We start from the raw sequence: 18,220 nt of genomic DNA, 5'->3' as shown, positions 1-18,220 counted from the left end.
CCTTTGATGACGATTTATCGAAAGGCCTTGAGTTGAATAGTGGCTTCTTTTAGCTTCGCTGTAATGGTTTTTGCAAATTGAAGCGCGTGACTGCCATCCCCGTGGATGCACACCGTATCTGCTTTGAGCTGAACATCTTCCCCTTGCACTGTCCGCACTTTCCCCTCTCTTACCATACGGATGACCTGCTGAACTGCCCTTTCATCCTCTTCAATAAGTGCATGAGGTTCACGGCGGGATGTCAGTGTCCCGTCTGGTTGATACGTGCGATCAGAAAAAACTTCATGTGCCACTTGAAGACCGATTCTTTCCCCTGCTGACGCAAGTTCACTGCCTGACAGCGCAAATAACACAAGGTTAGGATCAATATCATACACAGCCTTCGCAATTGATTCAGATAATTCAGTATTTTTAGCCGCCATGTTGTAAAGGGCGCCGTGTGGTTTGACGTGCTGCATCGTACCGCCTTCTGCTTTCAGAAAGGCTGATAGTGCACCAATTTGATAGATCACAAGATCATAGGCTTCCTCTGCTGAGATCGCGATTGGACGTCTGCCAAAACCGACTAAATCTTGCAGACCTGGATGTGCACCAATTTGAACCCCTTTATCCAGTGCCATTTTAACCGTCTTTCTCATCACAGTTGGATCTCCCGCATGAAAACCGCATGCAATATTGGCTGAGGTAACATATTCAAGAATTTGTTCATCTGAACCGATGGTGTATTGACCAAAACTTTCTCCCAAATCACAGTTAATATCCACTTGATACATAGAACCCCTCCTTGTCGTTCCGAATTACGGAATATAAAGTCCGAATATTCGAATTTATATTGATTATACCAACTTTGGATAGACTGCACATGAAATTGTCAGAAAATATAACAATAGAACTAGTAGAAAACAAAAAAAGTGAGAGGTCATGTCCTCTCACTTTTTCTACTCGTTTATTTAGACAGCACCCAATGCTGGATGGCTTTTGCTACCCCGTGTTCTGTATTAGGAGCCGTAATCCAATCAGCCGCTTCTTTCACAACTTCTTGTGCATTGCCCATTGCGATGCCTAATCCGGCTTCTTGAATCATCGCCATATCATTCAGACTGTCGCCAAGTGACATGACGTTGTCCATTGTACAGCCAATGCGTTCTGCAACTTTTGCAAGAGCTGCCGCTTTGTTAATGCCTGCTGCATTGACTTCGATATTGGTTGGGCTGGAATTCGTGATTTCTAGCTGTCCATTTGTTTTCAATGTATGGAGGACTTCCTCACGAACAGCATCGTCATGAATATCAAAACCGAATTTCAACCATTCGTGGTCATGAATGCGTTCTGGGAATTCTCCTCTCCACACTTTATCCACAGTAGATGCCCAGTAATCGGTTTCGTATCTGTTTTTTAGATCCCACATCATCTGAACGTGATCGGGATGCAGCAGTTCCCGTTCAATCAACTGGAAGTTTGAATCCCAAATTTCACTTCCATTCGCTGTGACAAGATAGGAAGAGAGTTTTAGCGGCTCGACCAGCTCTCGGCATGTCATCAGCGTACGTCCTGTGCTAATCACCACATGGACCCCTTTGGCTTCTGCTTCTTTAATGGCTTGTTTATTTTCCTCAGGAATGACGTGCTCACTGTTTAGCAGCGTGCCATCCATATCAATGGCAATCAATCGGATGTCTTTCTTATCAGCTTGTGTTGACAAATTGAGTACCCCACTTTGTATCATTTTTTGAATCTATCTTTATTTTAATATAAAGATGAAGATGGCACAAAGGGACGAGTTTGATCCCAAAGAAAAAAGACCTTGTGACAGGTCTTTTTTCTTCTTCTTAACGTTCACATGCGATGCCGTCTTTATCACGGTCAAGGTGTTTATTTTTTAAGTAAAGTGCTTTTGATACATAAGGCTTGTACTTCGTTTTTCCACCTTTGTTTTTCGTATTTTTGCTTTTTGCCACGCCGCCTTTATACACTTTGTTGAGTGCTTTGCAGTTTTTGTACTTGACTGTCTTTGCATCCGCTGTGTGAGTGTCAACTTGTGTAAAGCTAAGTAAAAGACCGAATGATATGACAGCCACCATGATTTTTTTCAACATGTAAGTTCCCCCCTATTTTTTCTCATTTTACATTTTTATCATATGTCACCACATTTTGTTTTTCAAGACGATTGAGGTGAAAATATTGGTTTTTTTGGAATTTAATAATTCTTATGACCTATATGTTAAAATGAGTGGGAAACCTTTCCGGTTTTGACACGTATATGAAGAGAGGAGCTTTCCATATGAAAATGAAATATACCATTCTATATGTAAACGATGTTGAAGCAAGTATTCAGTTCTACCATCATATCCTCGGTTTCCCGATTAAATTGAGAGTTGAATCCTATGTTGAGTTTGATACAGGAGAAGTGACCTTATCGATTAATTCACGCCAAGATGTGAAAGAGTCACTTGGGCTGCCTGTTTCAGAGGCAGTCAGCTCATCACAAACGTTTGAGATTGGCTTTGTTGTGGATGATGTGAATGAAACCATTGCGTCCTTGAAGGAAAAAGGAGTACCTGTCATCAAGGAACCTGCCAAGAAGCCGTGGGGACAAACGGTCAGTTATGTGTCTGATCCTGATGGACATTTCATTGAAATATGTGATGCGGTCTCCTAATAGCTGTCCGAAGGAGTGAAGCGTAATGAGAAAGAAACATGCTTTTTTTGCTGGTGTTTGCTCCATGCTGGTGATTTGCAGTGCGGCGCTCATATTACAGCACCATGAATGGATTGGATTCGTCAGTGGTGGAATCTCTATTATTGCGTTCGTTGCATCTGGATTTCTTATGGGTGCATGGACCAACGGGGAAGAGGCACGAGCGGCCTATCACTCTGAAACAAAAGAACACCGGATGTTTCGTCTTGATACGGCGTTTCTTTTCATCATCTTTGCTCTTCCGCATATGGGTGCAGCACTGTTATATGTTTTTATGTAAATAGTTGATTTGGTTCAAAGGAGTAATTAATATGGCTGTTTTTGTCTTATTCGTTGTATTTGGTTTACCCGTGATCTCTGTGCTGATTGGTATTTTCGGCACATTGTTTTTAAAGAACATTTGGTTTCCCACCTTGATTGTGCTGGTAGCGAGTGTGATTCTGATGTTCACCTCTATTGGTGGAAATAAAACCTTTCTCATTTGGGTCATCGTCTACACAGTCTGTGCATTTCTCGGTGCATTCATTACAAAGCGATTCAAAGCTGTTTCATAAATACTCATCAAAAAAAGAACAGTTTGCACTGTTCTTTCAGATTGTTGACAAAGGGCTAAAATGATTCTTTATTTTAGCCCTTTGTCTTCTTTTCAGCGTGATAGAAAACCTTTGCAGTCTAGGAAGGACGAGTACTGGAGCGGAGCGAATTTGACATTCGTGAGCACCAGCACGCAGGACTGACAAAGAATGCGAGGGTTTGGCTACTCGCTGAAAGAACAGTTTGCACTGTTCTTTTTTTGATTAAATATCCGCACACCATAGCTCTATTTCGATTTTCAGCTCTGGCCACCCTAATGCAGTCACATAGGCAACGGTCATTGATGGATATGCCGTTTTGAAGATTGCATCCCACTGTGGATATAGATGATCCCAATCAATTTCTTCTGTTGCCCAAATATTGACTTTGATGACGTGTTCTTCATTCAATCCTTCTGATGCAAGGATTCTCTTTATATTTTCAAACGTATTGGTGACTTGGTCGTTTAAGCTTGATGGGATCTGTCCATCCGCTCCTGTCCCTACTTGACCTGATGTCACAAATAACCCCGCACCCTTTGGCACCCTTGTGATATGACTGTAGTTGCCAACGGGTTTCGGCATACTTTCTGGGTTTTTTCTCGTGATTTTTTCCATGTAAATCCCTGACTCACTATGATTTTTCTGCGTGTTTTTCCTCCTGTAGACAGACTTCACCAATTTTTGTCTATCCTAAAAGAAAACAGCAGTGGAGTATCCGTAGCCACAAGGTAAGAACATCAATATTTTCTTTTTCATGGCCGAAACACCCCTTTTTGATTGCGTGAGCAAGGTTTAGATTTATTTCATCCTACCTGATAAATGAACCACAGTCAAAAATAAATGATAAACGATAACGTGCAATATTTTGATTCTTCATACCCATTATCTAAAATCGTTCTTTTCTTGTTCATGGTTTGTTCAAATTTCTTCTATATAGTAGATCGTAATAGGAGGTAGGATACATCATGGCAAAAATAAATAAGAAAATGATTAGTCTTTGCACCGCAGCCATCAGCAGCTTATACATCACTGGTTATGCAACTACCCATCACGCTCAAGCCGTTCAAACAGCACAATCAAATACACAAGCAGACGCTTCTTCAAACGATACATCTCTCACATCAGATACTACCGCCACTCAAACAGAAGATACCACTTCAGAAACTGAACTCAAGGATGGTACTTTTTCTGGTACTGGATCAAATGAGATTGGCTCTATCAGTGTATCTGTTACCATCAAACAAGGAAATATCACTTCTGTCGAGATTACGAGTGATAACACTAGATACGGGCAAAGCTCCATTTCATCATTACCTAATGAAGTGGTTATCAGACAAAGTGCTGATGTAGATACGGTGAGCGGTGCAACATTAAGTACTCAGGATTTTGAAACAGCCGTTGCTCAGGCTTTAGAGCAGGCAAAGGCATAGAGAGGAGACACTATGATGAAATGGTTAGGACAACAAAAACTGATAACTTATCAAAAATCCATGCTGGCTATGGGAACTGTTATCAATATTCAAGTGGTTGCCTATGAAGAAGATCGACGAGCTGTTTTAGAAGACATCAATCGCGCTTTTTCCATTTTTTACGATATCGAACATCGGTTTAGCCGTTTCCGCTCTGATTCGGAAGTCATGAAGTTAGCCAATCGCTCCAAGCAAGAGGTATTAGTCAGTGAAATGCTTTTCGATTTAACAGCCTATGCGTTAGAGTTAGCTGAATTAACAAATGGAAAGTATGATCCAACCATCGGGAAAGTCATGGAACAAAAAGGATTCGATCGTTTATATACGACAGGACAAACTTTTTCATCAGATGACGTACCACATACAGCTGTTCATTACCGTGACGTCCAGTTAAACGAGACGAATCGGACGATTTATTTGAACAAACCGCTGATTTTGGATTTTGGTTCTATTGCAAAGGGATTTGCGTGCGATCTTGCCGCAAAAGAGCTTGAAGCATGGGAAGGCTTTATGATGAATGCTGGTGGGGATGTGTTGGTATCTGGATTTAACGAACAACAAGAAGAGTGGACAATTGGGATTCGGCATCCCATTCACAAACAGACCAACATCTCGATCATTCAAACGACTAATTGTGCGATTTGTACATCTGGAAGCTATGAACGGATCAGCCGTAATGATCCTCATACGCACCATTTGATTCTCCCTCAAACGAAACAGTCTGAACAAAGTTTGTTAAGCTGTACCGTCATTGCACCACTCGGTATGCTCGCAGATAGTCTCTCTACAGCTGCTTTTTTATTAGGTAGAGAAGGAGGTTATTCTTTTTTAGCCGAACATGAAATACCTGCCGTGATGGTGGATCAAGATGCTGATATGACCCTAACACCGGAGATGAAGGAGGTTCCATCATGGAATTACAGCCAGCACCAACCACAGACCAAACATTTTTGAAATCATCGCCTTCACTAAAAACCTACATTCGGACGCCGAAACGGTATGTCATCGCCATTCTTTTGGTTCTTCTAGCCGCCGGCAGTCTGCACACTGGATTTCTTAGTGGTCTCACTACAGTTGCCACCAGCATCGGGACAGCACTGATTCTTGACACTTTTATTACAAGAGTGATTCGGAAACGTCATAAACACACATTCCCTGATGGAGCTCTGCTCACAGGGCTGATTATTGGCATTGTTCTCAGTCCAGCCACTTCTTTTGCTGTATCTGCTTTCACAGCTGCAGCGGCCATTTTATCTAAGCATGTCATCACTTATCAAAAGAAGCCGATTTTGAATCCAGCTGCGTTTGGTTTATGGCTCTCAGTCATTTTATTTTCTTCCAATCAAAGCTGGTGGGGCGGTATGTCTCTTCTACCTTGGTGGACTATAATCCTAGTGGTGGTCGGCGGTTATTTGGTGACAAGCCGCGTACAAAAGTTCCCGCAAGTTTTCGCCTTTCTAGCCGCATACGGACTCATTCACCTCATATTGGGATTCATTGGCTTAACGGATGCTTCATCTGCTTTTATGACGCCCTACTTAAATGCTGTCTTGTTCCTTGCATTCTTTATGTTGACTGATCCACCTACTTCACCAGCAAAGAATCGTGATCAAATCATCTTTGGTATCCTCTGTGCTGTCGTTTCATGTGTGGACTTCTATTTATTTAATAGCTTATCTTACTTACTCACAGGGCTTTTATGTGCCAATGCTTGGAAAGCCTATCGAACGTACCAAACAAATCAAAAGCGACGGGCAAAAAGGACGAAAGTCGTCTAAATAAAAAAACGGACATCGACTTTTCGACGTCCGTTTGACCATACCTTATAAACGATAACGTGCAATATCTTGATTCAATCGCATGCTTAGCTCATTGAGCCTTTCTGCTGCCTTCGCCACATTGGAGATGGCGGTGACTTGTTCGTCTGTAGATGCAGTGATTTCTTCAATCGCTGCGGCATTTTCTTGAGAAATATGGGCTGCACCATGCATCGCTTTTGTGATGAGGTCGTTTTGTTCCAGTAATGTGTTCAGCTCTTTTGCCATCGCATTCGTTTCAACGATGGTTTGTGAAATCAATGTAGAGATGGAATTGAATTCTTGTTCTGTTGCATGAACCGCTTCATCAAGCTCGGCAAAACGATCCATTGTTTTGGACATCATGCCAGCTGTAGCCGTCGTTTCTTCTTTAATGCCTTGAATCATCTGCTGGATTTGAACGGCTGATTGCTTTGTCTGTTCAGCTAAATTCCGCACTTCACTCGCCACAACCGAGAATCCTTTGCCATGCTCTCCTGCACGAGCTGCTTCAATGCTCGCATTCAGGGCCAGTAAGTTCGTTTCATTTGAAATGCTTTCAATGGTATCTGTGATTTGAGAAATATCTTGTACTTTTGTACTTAACTGCTCAATCCCTGATCGAATGCCTTGAGATGCCTGAATGGATTGCTCATTTGATTGTTTTAATTGCTGGACAATTTGCTGACCCTGCTCGGAAGATTGGTTCGACTGGTCTGAAATTCGTTTGATCTGGTCGCTTTGTTCTTTGACGTTTTCAATGGATTGATTGAACTGAGTCATTTGTTGATTGGCTACCTCAAGGTCTGATGCCTGATGAAGGGTCCCTGTTGAGATGTCTCCAATCGCTCGGCCAATTTCTTCACTGCTAGCGGATGTTTCTTCAGAGATGGCGGATAGATCTGTCGCAGATTCGACGAGCTGGCTGCTCGTTTCCTGCAAACCGCTCACAAGTGCTCTAAGCTCTCCTGACATATGATTAAAACCTTTTGCCAACTGCCCAATTTCATCCGAGGTTTCTTTTAAGCTGGTGCGTTCAAGATTGCCCGCCGCAATTTCTTTTGAAGCAGCCGTGACTTGCTTGAGCAGTCTTACTTTTCCTCGGGCTGCCAAATAAAAGACACCCATACTTAAAAGAGCGACACCTGCTGTAATGAGAATAATATAGAGCTTCATCTGCTCTAGTTCTTTATAAAATTCATCCTGAAATACAGCGATTCCTATACTCCAATTCCACGGTGTAAACTGGTTCATATAAGCGAGTTTTTGCTTTTCTTCCCCCGTGGCATCGTCTTTATCCATATAGGTGATATAGTGTGCATCCTCGCCTTTTGCTGTGGCGCCAGCGACCATTTTTTGACGATTTGTCGTGTTATCTGGGATGACGCCGATGTCGTTAACCGGATGAACCTGTGATGAATAATCGGCTCCATATGCGACAAGGTAGCCTTTATTTTTATAGATGAAATCTGATTTTTGAAATTGATACCCTTTCCCGTTGTCATTCTTCGGCCCGCTCAAGTAAATACGAGCTTGTTCCTGCGCCTGTTCAAGCGTCAGTTCTTTGTTCTCCACACGGTCGTTCAATTGTTCAAGAGTGGCCATCGCTCCATTTACGATGTGTTTTAAATCTGCTTTCCCTGCATCAATTAAGACATTTTTCGCTAAAAAATACCCCGTTGTTCCTACAAGTCCGCCTGTTAAAATTGTAATAACGATAATGGCTGACATCAATTGAAAAAAGACACTCCTTGAAGCAAACGCTTTCTTTTTCATGTTCTAATTCCCCCTTACTACATATATCGTCATGCAGGGGAAAGTATTAAAAAAGTCATAGAAAAAATCCCTTTCACGTTAGAAAGGGATCTCAGATTGTTGACAAAGGGCTAAAATTGATTTTAGCCCTTTGTCTTCTTTTCAGCGTGATAGAAAACCTTTGCAGACTAGGAAGGACGAGTATGGGAGCGGAGCGAATGAGAGATTCGTGAGCACCGGCACACAGGACTGACACCGAATGCGAGGGTTTGTCTATACGCTGAAAATCCCTTTCACGTTAGAAAGGGGTTTTTTGATTATCGCTCGGTTTCTTTGAGGATGTCTTGATAGAGATCGTCTTCAGGTTTGAGTCCACATACCTCTTGAAGCACACCTTCAATGCCTTTTTCTTTCCTTAATGCCTGCAAGCGAACCGCTTCTTCGTCTTCTGCAAAGTCGTAAGCCAAAGCGGCAGCGATCCCTTTGATTAAGTACACTGGCTGCTTGATCTTTTTCGCTGGACCGATTAAACGGTCATCTGCTCCCAGCTTTCTAAGAGGAGAGCGTGCGACACGAGTCACTTCATCGGAAATAAAAGCATTTTCAAATCGCTTGATGATTTTTTGAATATACGCATCATGTTCTTCTTTTCGGAAGCCATACGCGTCAATTAAATAACTGCCCGTTTCATGAAGGGCACCTTCGACAACCTGACGAATGTCTGGTGTATCAACAGCTTCTTTAATGGTTTTTACGCCTTGCTGATACCCGACATAAGCCGCTAGTGCATGTCCTGTATTGACGGTGAAGAGCTTCCGTTCAATATACGGCGTCAAATCTTGGACAAAGGTCGCTCCGTCAATTTGCGGAACATCTCCAATAAAGCCCGTCTCATCAATGACCCACTCGAAAAATGGTTCAACCGACACTTTGAGAATGTCCTCATGGTGCTGAATCGGAACAATGCGATCAACCGCAGCGTTCGGAAAGCCAACGGTTTGTGATATCGCTGCTTGCTCATCTGCTGTTAAATGAGAGAACACCGCTTCTTTTAAATGAGCACTTCCCCCAATCATATTTTCACATGCCACGATGTTGATGATATGGTCCGGCTTTTTTTGTTTTAATCCTTCAGCAATCGATGAGGCAATGATCTTCAATACGGCTGGTCCAACAGCTGTTGTAATCAAATTGGCTGTGGCAACGGCCTCTGTTAATGCCGCTGGGTTTTGCGAAGAATTGATCGCTGATACTGGCCCGACTACTTCTTGCTTCTGCCCTGGTGCTGCGAGTTCAACCGTGTATTCTCCTCTTTCATTCAGCTCATGGATGACCGCTTCATTCACATCGGTAAAGACAAGCTCAAAGCCTGATGCCTTTAACAAAGATCCGATAAACCCTCTGCCGATATTCCCTGCTCCAAAATGAAGTGCCTTCATATTAGTTCACCTCATTAAAGATGGCGATCAGTTCATCCTGATCCTTTGCATGAATGATCCGTTCTACATTTTCTTCTTCTGAACAGACAATCGCAATTTGAGACAGAATATCAAGATGCTCGTTGTTTTTTCCAGCAATCCCAAAGACGACTTTCGCCACATTTCCTTCACCATATTCAACACCATCTGGAATTTGGATAATCGAAATCCCTGAATGAAGGACAGCCGCTTTCGCATCCTCTGTTCCATGAGGGATTGCAATGCCGTTCCCCATAAATGTAGAAGAGATCTCTTCTCTTTCAAACATTTTGTCGACATAATCACTTGTGACGTAGCCGTTTGCTACGAGGACTTCGCCTGCTTTTTTGATGGCTTCTTCTTTAGAACCTGCTTGTTCGTTTAGAAAAATATTGTCTTTAGAAAGTACTTGTTTCATACATGATCACACACCTTTTTTAGAATAAAAATCAGGAAAACAACCAAAACGGGGAGTTCAATTAGGAAAAATTGGACTCAACCCGTTTCGTCATGTTATTTTTTCAATTTCTCAATTAGCTCATCATATTTCGGGCTGTTTAAGAAATTATCCACTGAGATATGCACAGCGCCTGGCAGCTTTGCCTTGGCTCTGTCTGTTAAATCTTTATGAGTAAAGACCACATCAGCATCATCTGGGATGTTGCTGATCGATGTGTTTGTCACATCGATATCAAGCTCTGCCTTTTTCACTTTGTTTTTCAGAATGGACGCACCCATTGCACTTGAACCCATCCCTGCATCGCAGGCAAAGATGATTTTATTCACTTCATCTGGATTGACATCACTTGGAGATGCTGCTTGCTCATTAGCTTCAGCATTTTCATTTTGTGCTGTAAGAGCAGCGGCTGCTGCACTTTTCTTGCCTTTCATGTCCTGCATCTTTTCTGTTGCTGCTGTTAAATCTTCGTCAACTTCTTTAGATGCTTTCAAAATGACCGATGCGACAAGGAACGATACGATAGCTGCTACGACAACACCTGCTAAAACGGCAAGGTGACCGCCTTTTGGAGACATCAGCATAAGCGCAATAATACTTCCTGGTGACGGCACAGCTTTTAATCCTGCATTTAATAATGTGAACGTCAGGACACCACTTGCTCCCCCTGCAATGACAGCCAAAATAAGTTTTGGTTTCATTAAGATGTACGGGAAGTAAATTTCATGGATTCCTCCTAAGAACTGAATGACAATGGCACCTGGTGCAGACTGTTTCGCATTTCCTCTTCCAAAGAACATATACGCAAGAAGAACACCTAAACCTGGCCCTGGGTTTGTTTCAAGCAAGAACAGAACAGACTGCCCTGTCTTCGCTGCTTGCTCGACCCCTAACGGCCCTAAAATACCTTGGTTAATCGCGTTGTTTAAGAATAATACTTTTGCAGGTTCAATGAAGATACTTGCCAGCGGTAGTAAATGAGCATTGACAATGATATCTACACCTGCCGCAAGGGCTTTATTCAGACCTAGTACCACTGGGCCGATAGCATAGAATGCAATGGCAACAAGAATGGCACCGAGGATACCTGCCGTAAAGTTATTCACAAGCATTTCAAAGCCAGATTTGATTCGGTCTTTGAACAGCTGGTCGATTTTCTTAATAAGATAACCGCCCAGCGGCCCCATGATCATGGCACCTAAAAACATTGGAATGTCTGAGCCAACAATGACCCCAATCGTAGCTGTAGCACCGAGCACTCCGCCTCGATGGTCATAGACGAGTTTACCGCCTGTGTAACCAATTAAGAGCGGCAGTAAGTAGTTAATCATCGGTCCAACGAGTGTAGCTAATTGCTCATTCGGAAGATAACCACTTGGAATGAACAAAGCTGTAATCAGTCCCCATGCAATAAATGCACCAATATTCGGCATAATCATGCCGCTTAAATAGCTTCCAAAGCGCTGTACTTTCACGCGGAATCCGCTTTTTTCCTGCATCTGTGAAAACCCCTTTCTTCTCTCCCTTTATTTCGGGCTTTATAGGTCAAAAGATATAAGAACAAGAGTCAGTGAAGCCCTTATACCTATCGTAAAACGCTTTCACTTTCCCTTCAATTGAAACTAAATGTCACTTTGTCACTTAGTGTGTGACAAAATTGAAAAATGATGTGACACCTCTCGGCATACCATAGATGATAGCGGGGTAAAAGTTGAATCTACTGTTGTTTTGGCGCAAAATTCATTGGAATTTCACAACTTTCAAATGGTCACTTCTTGTTTCCTCTACTTAAATCGAATAGGCTTATATTGATCAAACATTCAAGAAACGTCTGCGCAGACAAGACATGACACAGAAAAAGTGAACCATCTTGCTATTTGTTTCGTTTACCTTTTAGAGTGGGCGATACAATAGAAAGAGCGGTTTTTCTGTGACTCACAGTTTACTGCCGCTTTCTTTCTGATACATGAGACATTTTCATAGGTAGAAAGGCGGTTATTCACATTGTTGAAATATCGTAAGTGGCTTCTGCTACTTCTCTTCATGTTCTCATTTTTCATTCCAAAAGAAGCATTTGCTCATGCATATGTGGTGAGCTCAAATCCAGTAGCAAATGAAGAGCTGGATCAGCAGCCTCCTGCAGTCTCGATCACCTTTAGTGAAGGGATCGAAAGTGGATTTCATGCCATTAAGGTGTTCAATGCAAAAGGGGATCGTGTGGATCAAGGAGATACGGTCATCAAAGAGCAAAAGATCATGGAAGCAGCTTTAAAAAAGAATTTACCAAAAGGCATTTACACCATTCAGTGGAATGCGGTATCAGCCGATGGGCACTCTGTGTCTGGCATGATTCCGTTTAGTATCGGAAAAGCGGATGGAGGATTTGATCAATTAGATCAAGGACAATCAAGTGAATCCATCGATATGGCTTCAACCATTGACAAAGCCTTTCTGTATACGTCATTTAGCTTATTTCTTGGAACCATTTTATTTGGGCTTCTATGGTTTAAAGCGGCCATAACCGACGTTTTAGCTCGGCGAATGAAGCGACTCTTAACTGTTTCATTGATCATGATGGGCGGAGCACTCTTGTTCCAGCTGCCGATTCAAACTAAGTCAGCGGCAGACGTGTCCTTTTTAGGGGCATTTCAACCATCACTTTTACAAGAAACCATTGCGTCGACTTCGGGCGGGAGTCTGTGGATGATGCTAATGGCGTCATTTGTTCTACTGTCGATCTGGACGATTGTGGCGATGAAAAAAGGAAACTTCACTTCCTTCCGGGTATGGCTGTTTCCACTGCTCATTTTCACTGTGCTCCTATGGCTAAAAGCACAAATCGGTCATCCAGCCGCAACAGATAATAAAATACTGACAACGTCACTTGACTTCATTCATCTCATTTCTGCATCTATTTGGGTCGGCGGCTTAACAGCCATTGTCCTTCTTTTGATGAAGAAACTGCCGAATGAAGATCAGCCGCTCATACGCAGCACCCTGACAGCTTTTCATCCGTGGGCACTGCTCTCAGTTGGACTGATTGTGTTTTCTGGGTTTGTGAATGCGATTTTTATTCTGCAATCATTTGATGCCCTTTTCCAATCAGCTTATGGACGCACCTTCTTAATCAAACTTGGTTTATTTATCATCATGGGTCTTCTTGGGCTCGTCCATTATTTGATGCTGAGATGGGAAAAGAAGCAGAAACGAAACGTATCTTTACGAGCAGAGTGGATCATTGGGATCGCTATTTTACTATTAACAGCCGTATTCACCAATATCCCAAGTCCTCCGCCGCCTGCACCAGAGCCATTCTTTGGAGCCAATCAGGTGGAGCATCGTGACCTTGTGTCTTTGAGCATTACCCCGAATGCTCCAGGTAAAAACACGTTCGAGGTGGCATTTACGAAGAAGGATGGACAAACGATCACAGACATTCAATCAGTGACAGCTAAGATCCACAAAGTCTCCTTGTTCGGTGATGAAACGCCAAACGAATTTCAGCTGAAACGATTAAAGAATGGACACTTCTCGGCTGAAAACCTCTTACTAAATGAAAAAGGCACTTGGAAAATTGAGATTCATGCATTAACTGGTTCTTTTGACAACATCGATACGACATTCATTAGAAGAAACTAAAAGGAGTTCATATCATATGAAAAAATACGTTAAAGCTTTATTACCAATGCTTCTCGCTTCATTTTTACTGGCGATTCCTGTGAGTGCACACGTGACAGTCAAACCTGATACATCTGCAACGAATGCTTGGGAAACCTATACGTTAAAAGTACCTTCTGAAAGCGACAGTCCGACAACAAAGGTTGTCATCACGATGCCTAAAGGCGTAGAATTCCAGCAATACGAGCCAGTGCCTGGCTGGAAAACAACAACTGAAGAGAAAAACGGAAAAGTCACAAGAGTCACTTGGGAAGCAACTGGCGATGGTGTCCTTGCTGGCCAGTTCCAGCAATTCGTGTTTGTCGCAAAAAACCCTGAAAAAGCCGGCGAAGCGGCATGGGATGCGTATCAATATTACAAGAATGGAACAGTAGTTGAATGGACTGGCGACAAGGACGCTGACAAGCCTCATTCGATCACAAATATTGTTGCGTCTAATACCGTAACGGATTCACATGGTCAAGAAAAACCAAAAGAAGAAAAGGCATCTGAAACAGCCTCTTCTTCTTCTTCACCACTTGTTCTTGGTCTGTCCATTGCAGCCTTAGTTGTGGCATTAATTGCACTTGGACTTGCTTTTAGAAAGAAATAAGCCTTACATGAGCGATCGTTTTTTCAAGCGGTCGCTTTTTATTTTCCCAACCTATCATTTCCAATATAGGATTGAATAGGATACTCGTGCATGCCATAATGAGACACATGACCACCTAGGAGGCTATGAGATGAACCATCTAATCATATTTGCTCATCCCCAGCAAAGCTTAAATCAAACCCTATTAGATCTTGTTGTAAGCACTCTTTTGAACAATGGTCATGATGTGACGGTTCGTGATGTGTATAGCATTGGCTTTCCGCCAGAGCTGACAACAGCAGAAAAGGTTGCCATGAGAAACGGACATGTGCCGGCACCGGTTCAAAGAGAGCAGAAGCTGATTCAACAAGCTGATGTCCTCACGTTTATCTTTCCAATATGGTGGACAGGCTTGCCGGCGATGCTAAAGGGTTATGTAGAGCGCGTTTTTTCAGAGGGGTTTGCGTATGAGATCAATGAAAACGGAGTGGTGAAAAATCTGCTTCGAGACAAAAAAGGGGTCATTATTAATACGCATGATGCACCGAGGACCTTTCTTAATTCAAATATGATCATCACCCCCAGCCATCACATGACGACAGATACAGCCGCCTTCGATCTGATCGGCGTTCAGCCAGTCGAACGGCTCTTGTTCAGCAGCATGGAACAAGCATCTGCAGACGACATCCACGAGATTCTCAGAGAAACAAAAGAAACGGTGGATCAACTTTTCCCACCGGCTGTTTAACATAAAAAAGACTGCCGAAGCTTCTCGGACAGTCACAGATTGTTGATAAAGGGCTAAAATGAACTTGATTTTAGCCCTTTGTCTTCCTTTTCAGCGTGATAGAAAACCTTTGCAGTCTAGGAAGGACGAGTACTGGCGCGGAGCGAATTTGACATTCGTGAGCACCAGCACGCAGGACTGACAAAGAATGCGAGGGTTTGTCTACACGCTGAGACTACCGAGGCTTCTCGGACAGTCTTTTTCACATGTTATTCGTCTAAACCAATTGACACATACTTCGTTTCTAAATAAGGCTCGATGCCTTCGATGCCACCTTCACGGCCAATACCGCTCTCTTTCATACCGCCGAAAGGTGCCTGCACAGCGGATGGTCCGCCGTCATTCCAGCCAATAATCCCGTAATCTAGATTCTCAGATATATAGAGACCATTGCGGTAATTCTCTGTAAAGAAATAAGCCGCAAGTCCAAAAGGTGTATCGTTCGCTAATTCAATGGCTTCATCTAATGTGCTAAATGTCGTAATGGGTGCAACTGGACCAAACGTCTCTTCATGCATAATGTTCATTGAAGGATCGACATGAGTTAGCACCGTCGGCTGAACAAAATAATATGACTTCTCATCGTCAAAATGTGTATCGCCGCCGACAAGAACTTTCGCCCCTTTATCCACGGCATCTTGAATTTGGTCGACAATTTTATCGAAGCCTCGCTTATTGATAATCGGTCCGATGGACGTGCCTTCCTCAAACCCATTTCCTACTTTCAGCTTTTCCACTTCTTTGCTGAAACTTTGCGCAAATGCTTCATGAATTTCTTCATGGACAATTAATCGATTGGCACAAACACACGTCTGACCTGCATTACGGAATTTAGATGCCACTGCTTGTTTCACAGCCAATTCAAGGTTGGCGTCCTTATCTACGATCAGCGGGGCATGACCGCCAAGTTCCATAGAAACGTGTTTCACTGTGCTCGCACTGTTTTTGATGAGATGTTTTCCAACTGGTGTTGAGCCAGTAAACGTGATCTTGCGGATCAATGGACTATCTGTGAAGATTTCCCCCACTTCTTTTCCATCTCCAATCACCCATTGCAAGGCATCCTCTGGAATTCCGGCTTCATGGCCTAATTTCACAAGCTCAATGGCCGTAAGCGGCGTGTCTTCAGCAGGTTTCACGATAAACGTACAGCCCGCCGCAAGCGCTGGTGCAGCCTTCCTTGTAATCATCGCCGCAGGGAAATTCCATGGTGTAATCGCCGCAACAGGACCGACTGGCTGTTTTGTGACAAATAGGCGTTTGTTTGTCGTATGAGACGGGATCGTTCTGCCGTAAATCCGCTTTGCTTCCTCTGCGTACCACTCAATATATCCAGCGGCATAGACGATTTCCCCTAATGCTTCTTGATACGGCTTCCCGTTTTCTTCTGTGATGATTTTTGCGAGCCTTTCTTTATGCTCGATCATGAGATCAAACCATTTGCGAATGATATTTGCACGTTCATGGGCCGACGTTTTTGCCCATGTTTTGAATGCTTTGTGTGAGCGAGTGATCGCATCTTCAATCTGTTCTTTTGTATGCTGAGCAACTGAGGCAATTTCTTCTCCGGTTGCAGGATTATACACTTTGAGTTCGTTTGTCATGCTCTACCTTCTCCTTCGTTCTTGGATTCATTACATATAGTATATACCCAATGAGTGCCCAACCTAAAAGTAAAATCCATTCAGCTGGCCATGATAAGGAAGCCGGCATCCCAGGAAAATAAAATGATAGAAAAAGGAGACTGAGTCCAATGGCAAAAACGCCGGTCGTCCGCCAATATTTAATGCGGTATGGACGCTCAAGTTCAGGTTCTGTCTTGCGAAGTTTCATAAAGGCAATGGACACAATCAAATACCCAACGATGATGCCCACACCGCCTGCATTGACAATCCACACGAGGGCAGGTCGGCCTAGTAATGGTGCAAAAAAGGCCAATGCACCTAAGAACAAAATGGCATTTGTCGGTGTTTTATACTTCGGATGAATATACGCAAACCATTTGGAAATCATGCCTCTTTCCGCCATTGCATAGAGGATACGGCTTGCACCAATGATAAATGCATTCCAGCTCGTCACAATGCCTGCTACACCACCAATGACAAGCACAGTCCCAAACGCCTGATGACCAAGAAGCTGTACCATGGCATCTGCTGTTGCCAGTGATGAAGCCTCAAGCTGACCTTTTGACAATCCTGCCGCTACTCCAAAGACAATGAGTAGATAAAATACAACCGCACTCACAATGGAGATAATCAAAATTCTCCCGATGATCTTCTTCGGTGCGTTAATCTCCGCCGCTACCTGCGGGATGACATCAAACCCAACAAATAAAAAGGGAATCATCACTAACACAGCCATCAGACCGCCAACCCCGCCTTGAAACATCGGCTCAAGGTTTGCAAAATCTCCATTAAATGTAGCTCCGCCTAATAGAAGAAAACCTGTCAGGATAATGGCCACTGTGAACACCGATTGAAAAATGGCAGCAGGTTTTGCGCCAATGTAGTTGAGAGCTGTTAAAAACAGCGCACCGCCAGATCCAATCAATACCCATGTAAAGTAAACATCCCATCCTCCTATATTCCATAGGAAACCAACATGCTGTGTTGGAATGACATAGTCAATGACTGTCGGAAGTGCGACCGCTTCAAACGTAATCACCGACACATAACCGAACAATACGCCCCATGCGGAGACAAACGCTGATTTGATCCCAAATGCCCGCTGGACAAAGACGAGTCCTCCGCCTGTTTCTGGAATTGCAGAGGAAAGCTCTGCATACGTTAGTCCAATAAAGATGACGAGAATGCCCCCTATGACAAAGGCAATCACACTTCCTAAAAATCCAGCTGTTAAAATCCAATCTCCCGAAAGTACAACCCAGCCCCAGCCAAGCATTGCACCAATGGATAAAAACAGTACGTCTGACTGCGACATGGTTTTAGCCATTTGTTGTTTTTGCATACAACCATCC

The 18,220-nt window shown here is 43.2% G+C and carries 19 protein-coding genes; 9 read left to right on the top strand and 10 right to left on the bottom strand.

The genetic code is table 11. From position 1 onward, the window contains the following. Positions 1–14: 14 nt before the first annotated feature. From MHB38_RS02260 to MHB38_RS02250, 3 genes are all read right to left on the bottom strand, one after another. Positions 15–773, bottom strand: a complete 759-nt coding sequence (locus tag MHB38_RS02260) for a LamB/YcsF family protein (protein ID WP_008347192.1) — start codon at positions 771–773, stop codon at positions 15–17. 173 nt (positions 774–946) lie between these two features. Beyond that, complete coding sequence (locus MHB38_RS02255; protein ID WP_370539173.1) at positions 947–1,726, bottom strand: Cof-type HAD-IIB family hydrolase; 780 nt, start codon at positions 1,724–1,726, stop codon at positions 947–949. Positions 1,727–1,829: 103 nt separating this feature from the next. Beyond that, positions 1,830–2,081 carry an excalibur calcium-binding domain-containing protein gene (locus MHB38_RS02250; RefSeq protein ID WP_370539175.1) on the bottom strand — a complete coding sequence of 84 codons (252 nt, stop codon included), beginning with the start codon at positions 2,079–2,081 and terminating at the stop codon, positions 1,830–1,832. 200 nt (positions 2,082–2,281) lie between these two features. Between MHB38_RS02250 and MHB38_RS02245 the strand changes: the two genes are divergently transcribed. Genes MHB38_RS02245 through MHB38_RS02235 form a run of 3 tightly spaced genes read left to right on the top strand, consistent with a single transcriptional unit; the run spans position 2,282 to position 3,252 of the window. Beyond that, on the top strand, positions 2,282–2,659 hold the full coding sequence (locus MHB38_RS02245) for a VOC family protein (RefSeq protein WP_341002234.1): 378 nt from the start codon (positions 2,282–2,284) through the stop codon (positions 2,657–2,659). A 25-nt stretch (positions 2,660–2,684) separates the two neighbouring features. Further along, positions 2,685–2,978 (top strand): DUF5316 family protein, encoded by a 294-nt coding sequence (locus tag MHB38_RS02240; RefSeq protein ID WP_035703839.1) that lies wholly within the window; start codon positions 2,685–2,687, stop codon positions 2,976–2,978. Between the two features lie 31 nt (positions 2,979–3,009). Next, on the top strand, positions 3,010–3,252 hold the full coding sequence (locus MHB38_RS02235) for a DUF2651 family protein (RefSeq protein ID WP_017366627.1): 243 nt from the start codon (positions 3,010–3,012) through the stop codon (positions 3,250–3,252). Positions 3,253–3,495: 243 nt separating this feature from the next. Here the strand turns inward: MHB38_RS02235 and MHB38_RS02230 are convergent, their stop codons facing one another. Further along, positions 3,496–3,888, bottom strand: a complete 393-nt coding sequence (locus MHB38_RS02230) for a RidA family protein (protein ID WP_007498112.1) — start codon at positions 3,886–3,888, stop codon at positions 3,496–3,498. Between the two features lie 350 nt (positions 3,889–4,238). Here MHB38_RS02230 and MHB38_RS02225 point away from each other — a divergent pair, with 350 nt between their 5' ends. From MHB38_RS02225 to MHB38_RS02215, 3 genes are read left to right on the top strand one after another with little or no spacing between them, the layout of a single operon-like run. Continuing rightward, positions 4,239–4,703 carry an FMN-binding protein gene (locus MHB38_RS02225; protein WP_007498114.1) on the top strand — a complete coding sequence of 155 codons (465 nt, stop codon included), beginning with the start codon at positions 4,239–4,241 and terminating at the stop codon, positions 4,701–4,703. A gap of 15 nt (positions 4,704–4,718) precedes the next feature. Next, a complete protein-coding gene (locus MHB38_RS02220; RefSeq protein WP_053070142.1) occupies positions 4,719–5,696 on the top strand; it encodes an FAD:protein FMN transferase in 978 nt (325 codons plus the stop codon). Continuing rightward, positions 5,654–6,520 carry an RnfABCDGE type electron transport complex subunit D gene (locus MHB38_RS02215; protein ID WP_341002231.1) on the top strand — a complete coding sequence of 289 codons (867 nt, stop codon included), beginning with the start codon at positions 5,654–5,656 and terminating at the stop codon, positions 6,518–6,520. The genes MHB38_RS02220 and MHB38_RS02215 overlap by 43 nt, the downstream gene beginning before the upstream one ends. Before the next feature lie 45 nt (positions 6,521–6,565). Here the strand turns inward: MHB38_RS02215 and MHB38_RS02210 are convergent, their stop codons facing one another. The 4 genes from MHB38_RS02210 to MHB38_RS02195 form a co-directional block, all read right to left on the bottom strand. Beyond that, the gene (locus MHB38_RS02210; protein ID WP_341002229.1) at positions 6,566–8,314 is read right to left on the bottom strand and encodes a methyl-accepting chemotaxis protein; all 1,749 of its coding nucleotides are present in this window, start codon (positions 8,312–8,314) and stop codon (positions 6,566–6,568) included. Positions 8,315–8,610: 296 nt separating this feature from the next. After that, positions 8,611–9,732, bottom strand: coding sequence for a mannitol-1-phosphate 5-dehydrogenase (locus MHB38_RS02205; RefSeq protein ID WP_144610453.1), 1,122 nt, complete (start codon positions 9,730–9,732; stop codon positions 8,611–8,613). Between the two features lies 1 nt (position 9,733). Then, positions 9,734–10,168: a PTS sugar transporter subunit IIA gene (locus MHB38_RS02200; RefSeq protein ID WP_019743148.1), complete on the bottom strand. Its 435-nt coding sequence runs from the start codon at positions 10,166–10,168 to the stop codon at positions 9,734–9,736. 95 nt (positions 10,169–10,263) lie between these two features. Then, positions 10,264–11,706: a PTS mannitol transporter subunit IICB gene (locus MHB38_RS02195; RefSeq protein ID WP_046342665.1), complete on the bottom strand. Its 1,443-nt coding sequence runs from the start codon at positions 11,704–11,706 to the stop codon at positions 10,264–10,266. Positions 11,707–12,211: 505 nt separating this feature from the next. Between MHB38_RS02195 and MHB38_RS02190 the strand changes: the two genes are divergently transcribed. The 3 genes from MHB38_RS02190 (at position 12,212) to MHB38_RS02180 (ending at position 15,204) form a co-directional block, all read left to right on the top strand. Beyond that, entirely contained in the window at positions 12,212–13,846 is a 1,635-nt protein-coding gene (locus MHB38_RS02190; RefSeq protein WP_046527415.1) for a copper resistance CopC/CopD family protein, read from the top strand. Between the two features lie 16 nt (positions 13,847–13,862). After that, complete coding sequence (locus MHB38_RS02185; protein ID WP_341002225.1) at positions 13,863–14,477, top strand: YcnI family copper-binding membrane protein; 615 nt, start codon at positions 13,863–13,865, stop codon at positions 14,475–14,477. Positions 14,478–14,607: 130 nt separating this feature from the next. Then, on the top strand, positions 14,608–15,204 hold the full coding sequence (locus MHB38_RS02180; protein ID WP_341002224.1) for an NAD(P)H-dependent oxidoreductase: 597 nt from the start codon (positions 14,608–14,610) through the stop codon (positions 15,202–15,204). A gap of 248 nt (positions 15,205–15,452) precedes the next feature. Here MHB38_RS02180 and MHB38_RS02175 read toward each other — a convergent pair whose 3' ends face one another. Both MHB38_RS02175 and MHB38_RS02170 read right to left on the bottom strand, forming a co-directional pair. Beyond that, entirely contained in the window at positions 15,453–16,847 is a 1,395-nt protein-coding gene (locus tag MHB38_RS02175) for an NAD-dependent succinate-semialdehyde dehydrogenase (protein ID WP_007498133.1), read from the bottom strand. Beyond that, the gene (locus tag MHB38_RS02170; protein WP_007498135.1) at positions 16,822–18,210 is read right to left on the bottom strand and encodes an APC family permease; all 1,389 of its coding nucleotides are present in this window, start codon (positions 18,208–18,210) and stop codon (positions 16,822–16,824) included. Before MHB38_RS02170 ends, MHB38_RS02175 begins: the two co-directional genes overlap by 26 nt. Positions 18,211–18,220 lie beyond the last annotated feature (10 nt).

The sequence above is a fragment of the Bacillus sp. FSL K6-3176 genome (assembly GCF_038003325.1).
Lineage (GTDB): Bacteria > Bacillota > Bacilli > Bacillales > Bacillaceae > Bacillus > Bacillus altitudinis.
Note: the sequence above shows the minus strand (reverse complement) of the source record. Positions and strands in the feature narration are given on the sequence as shown.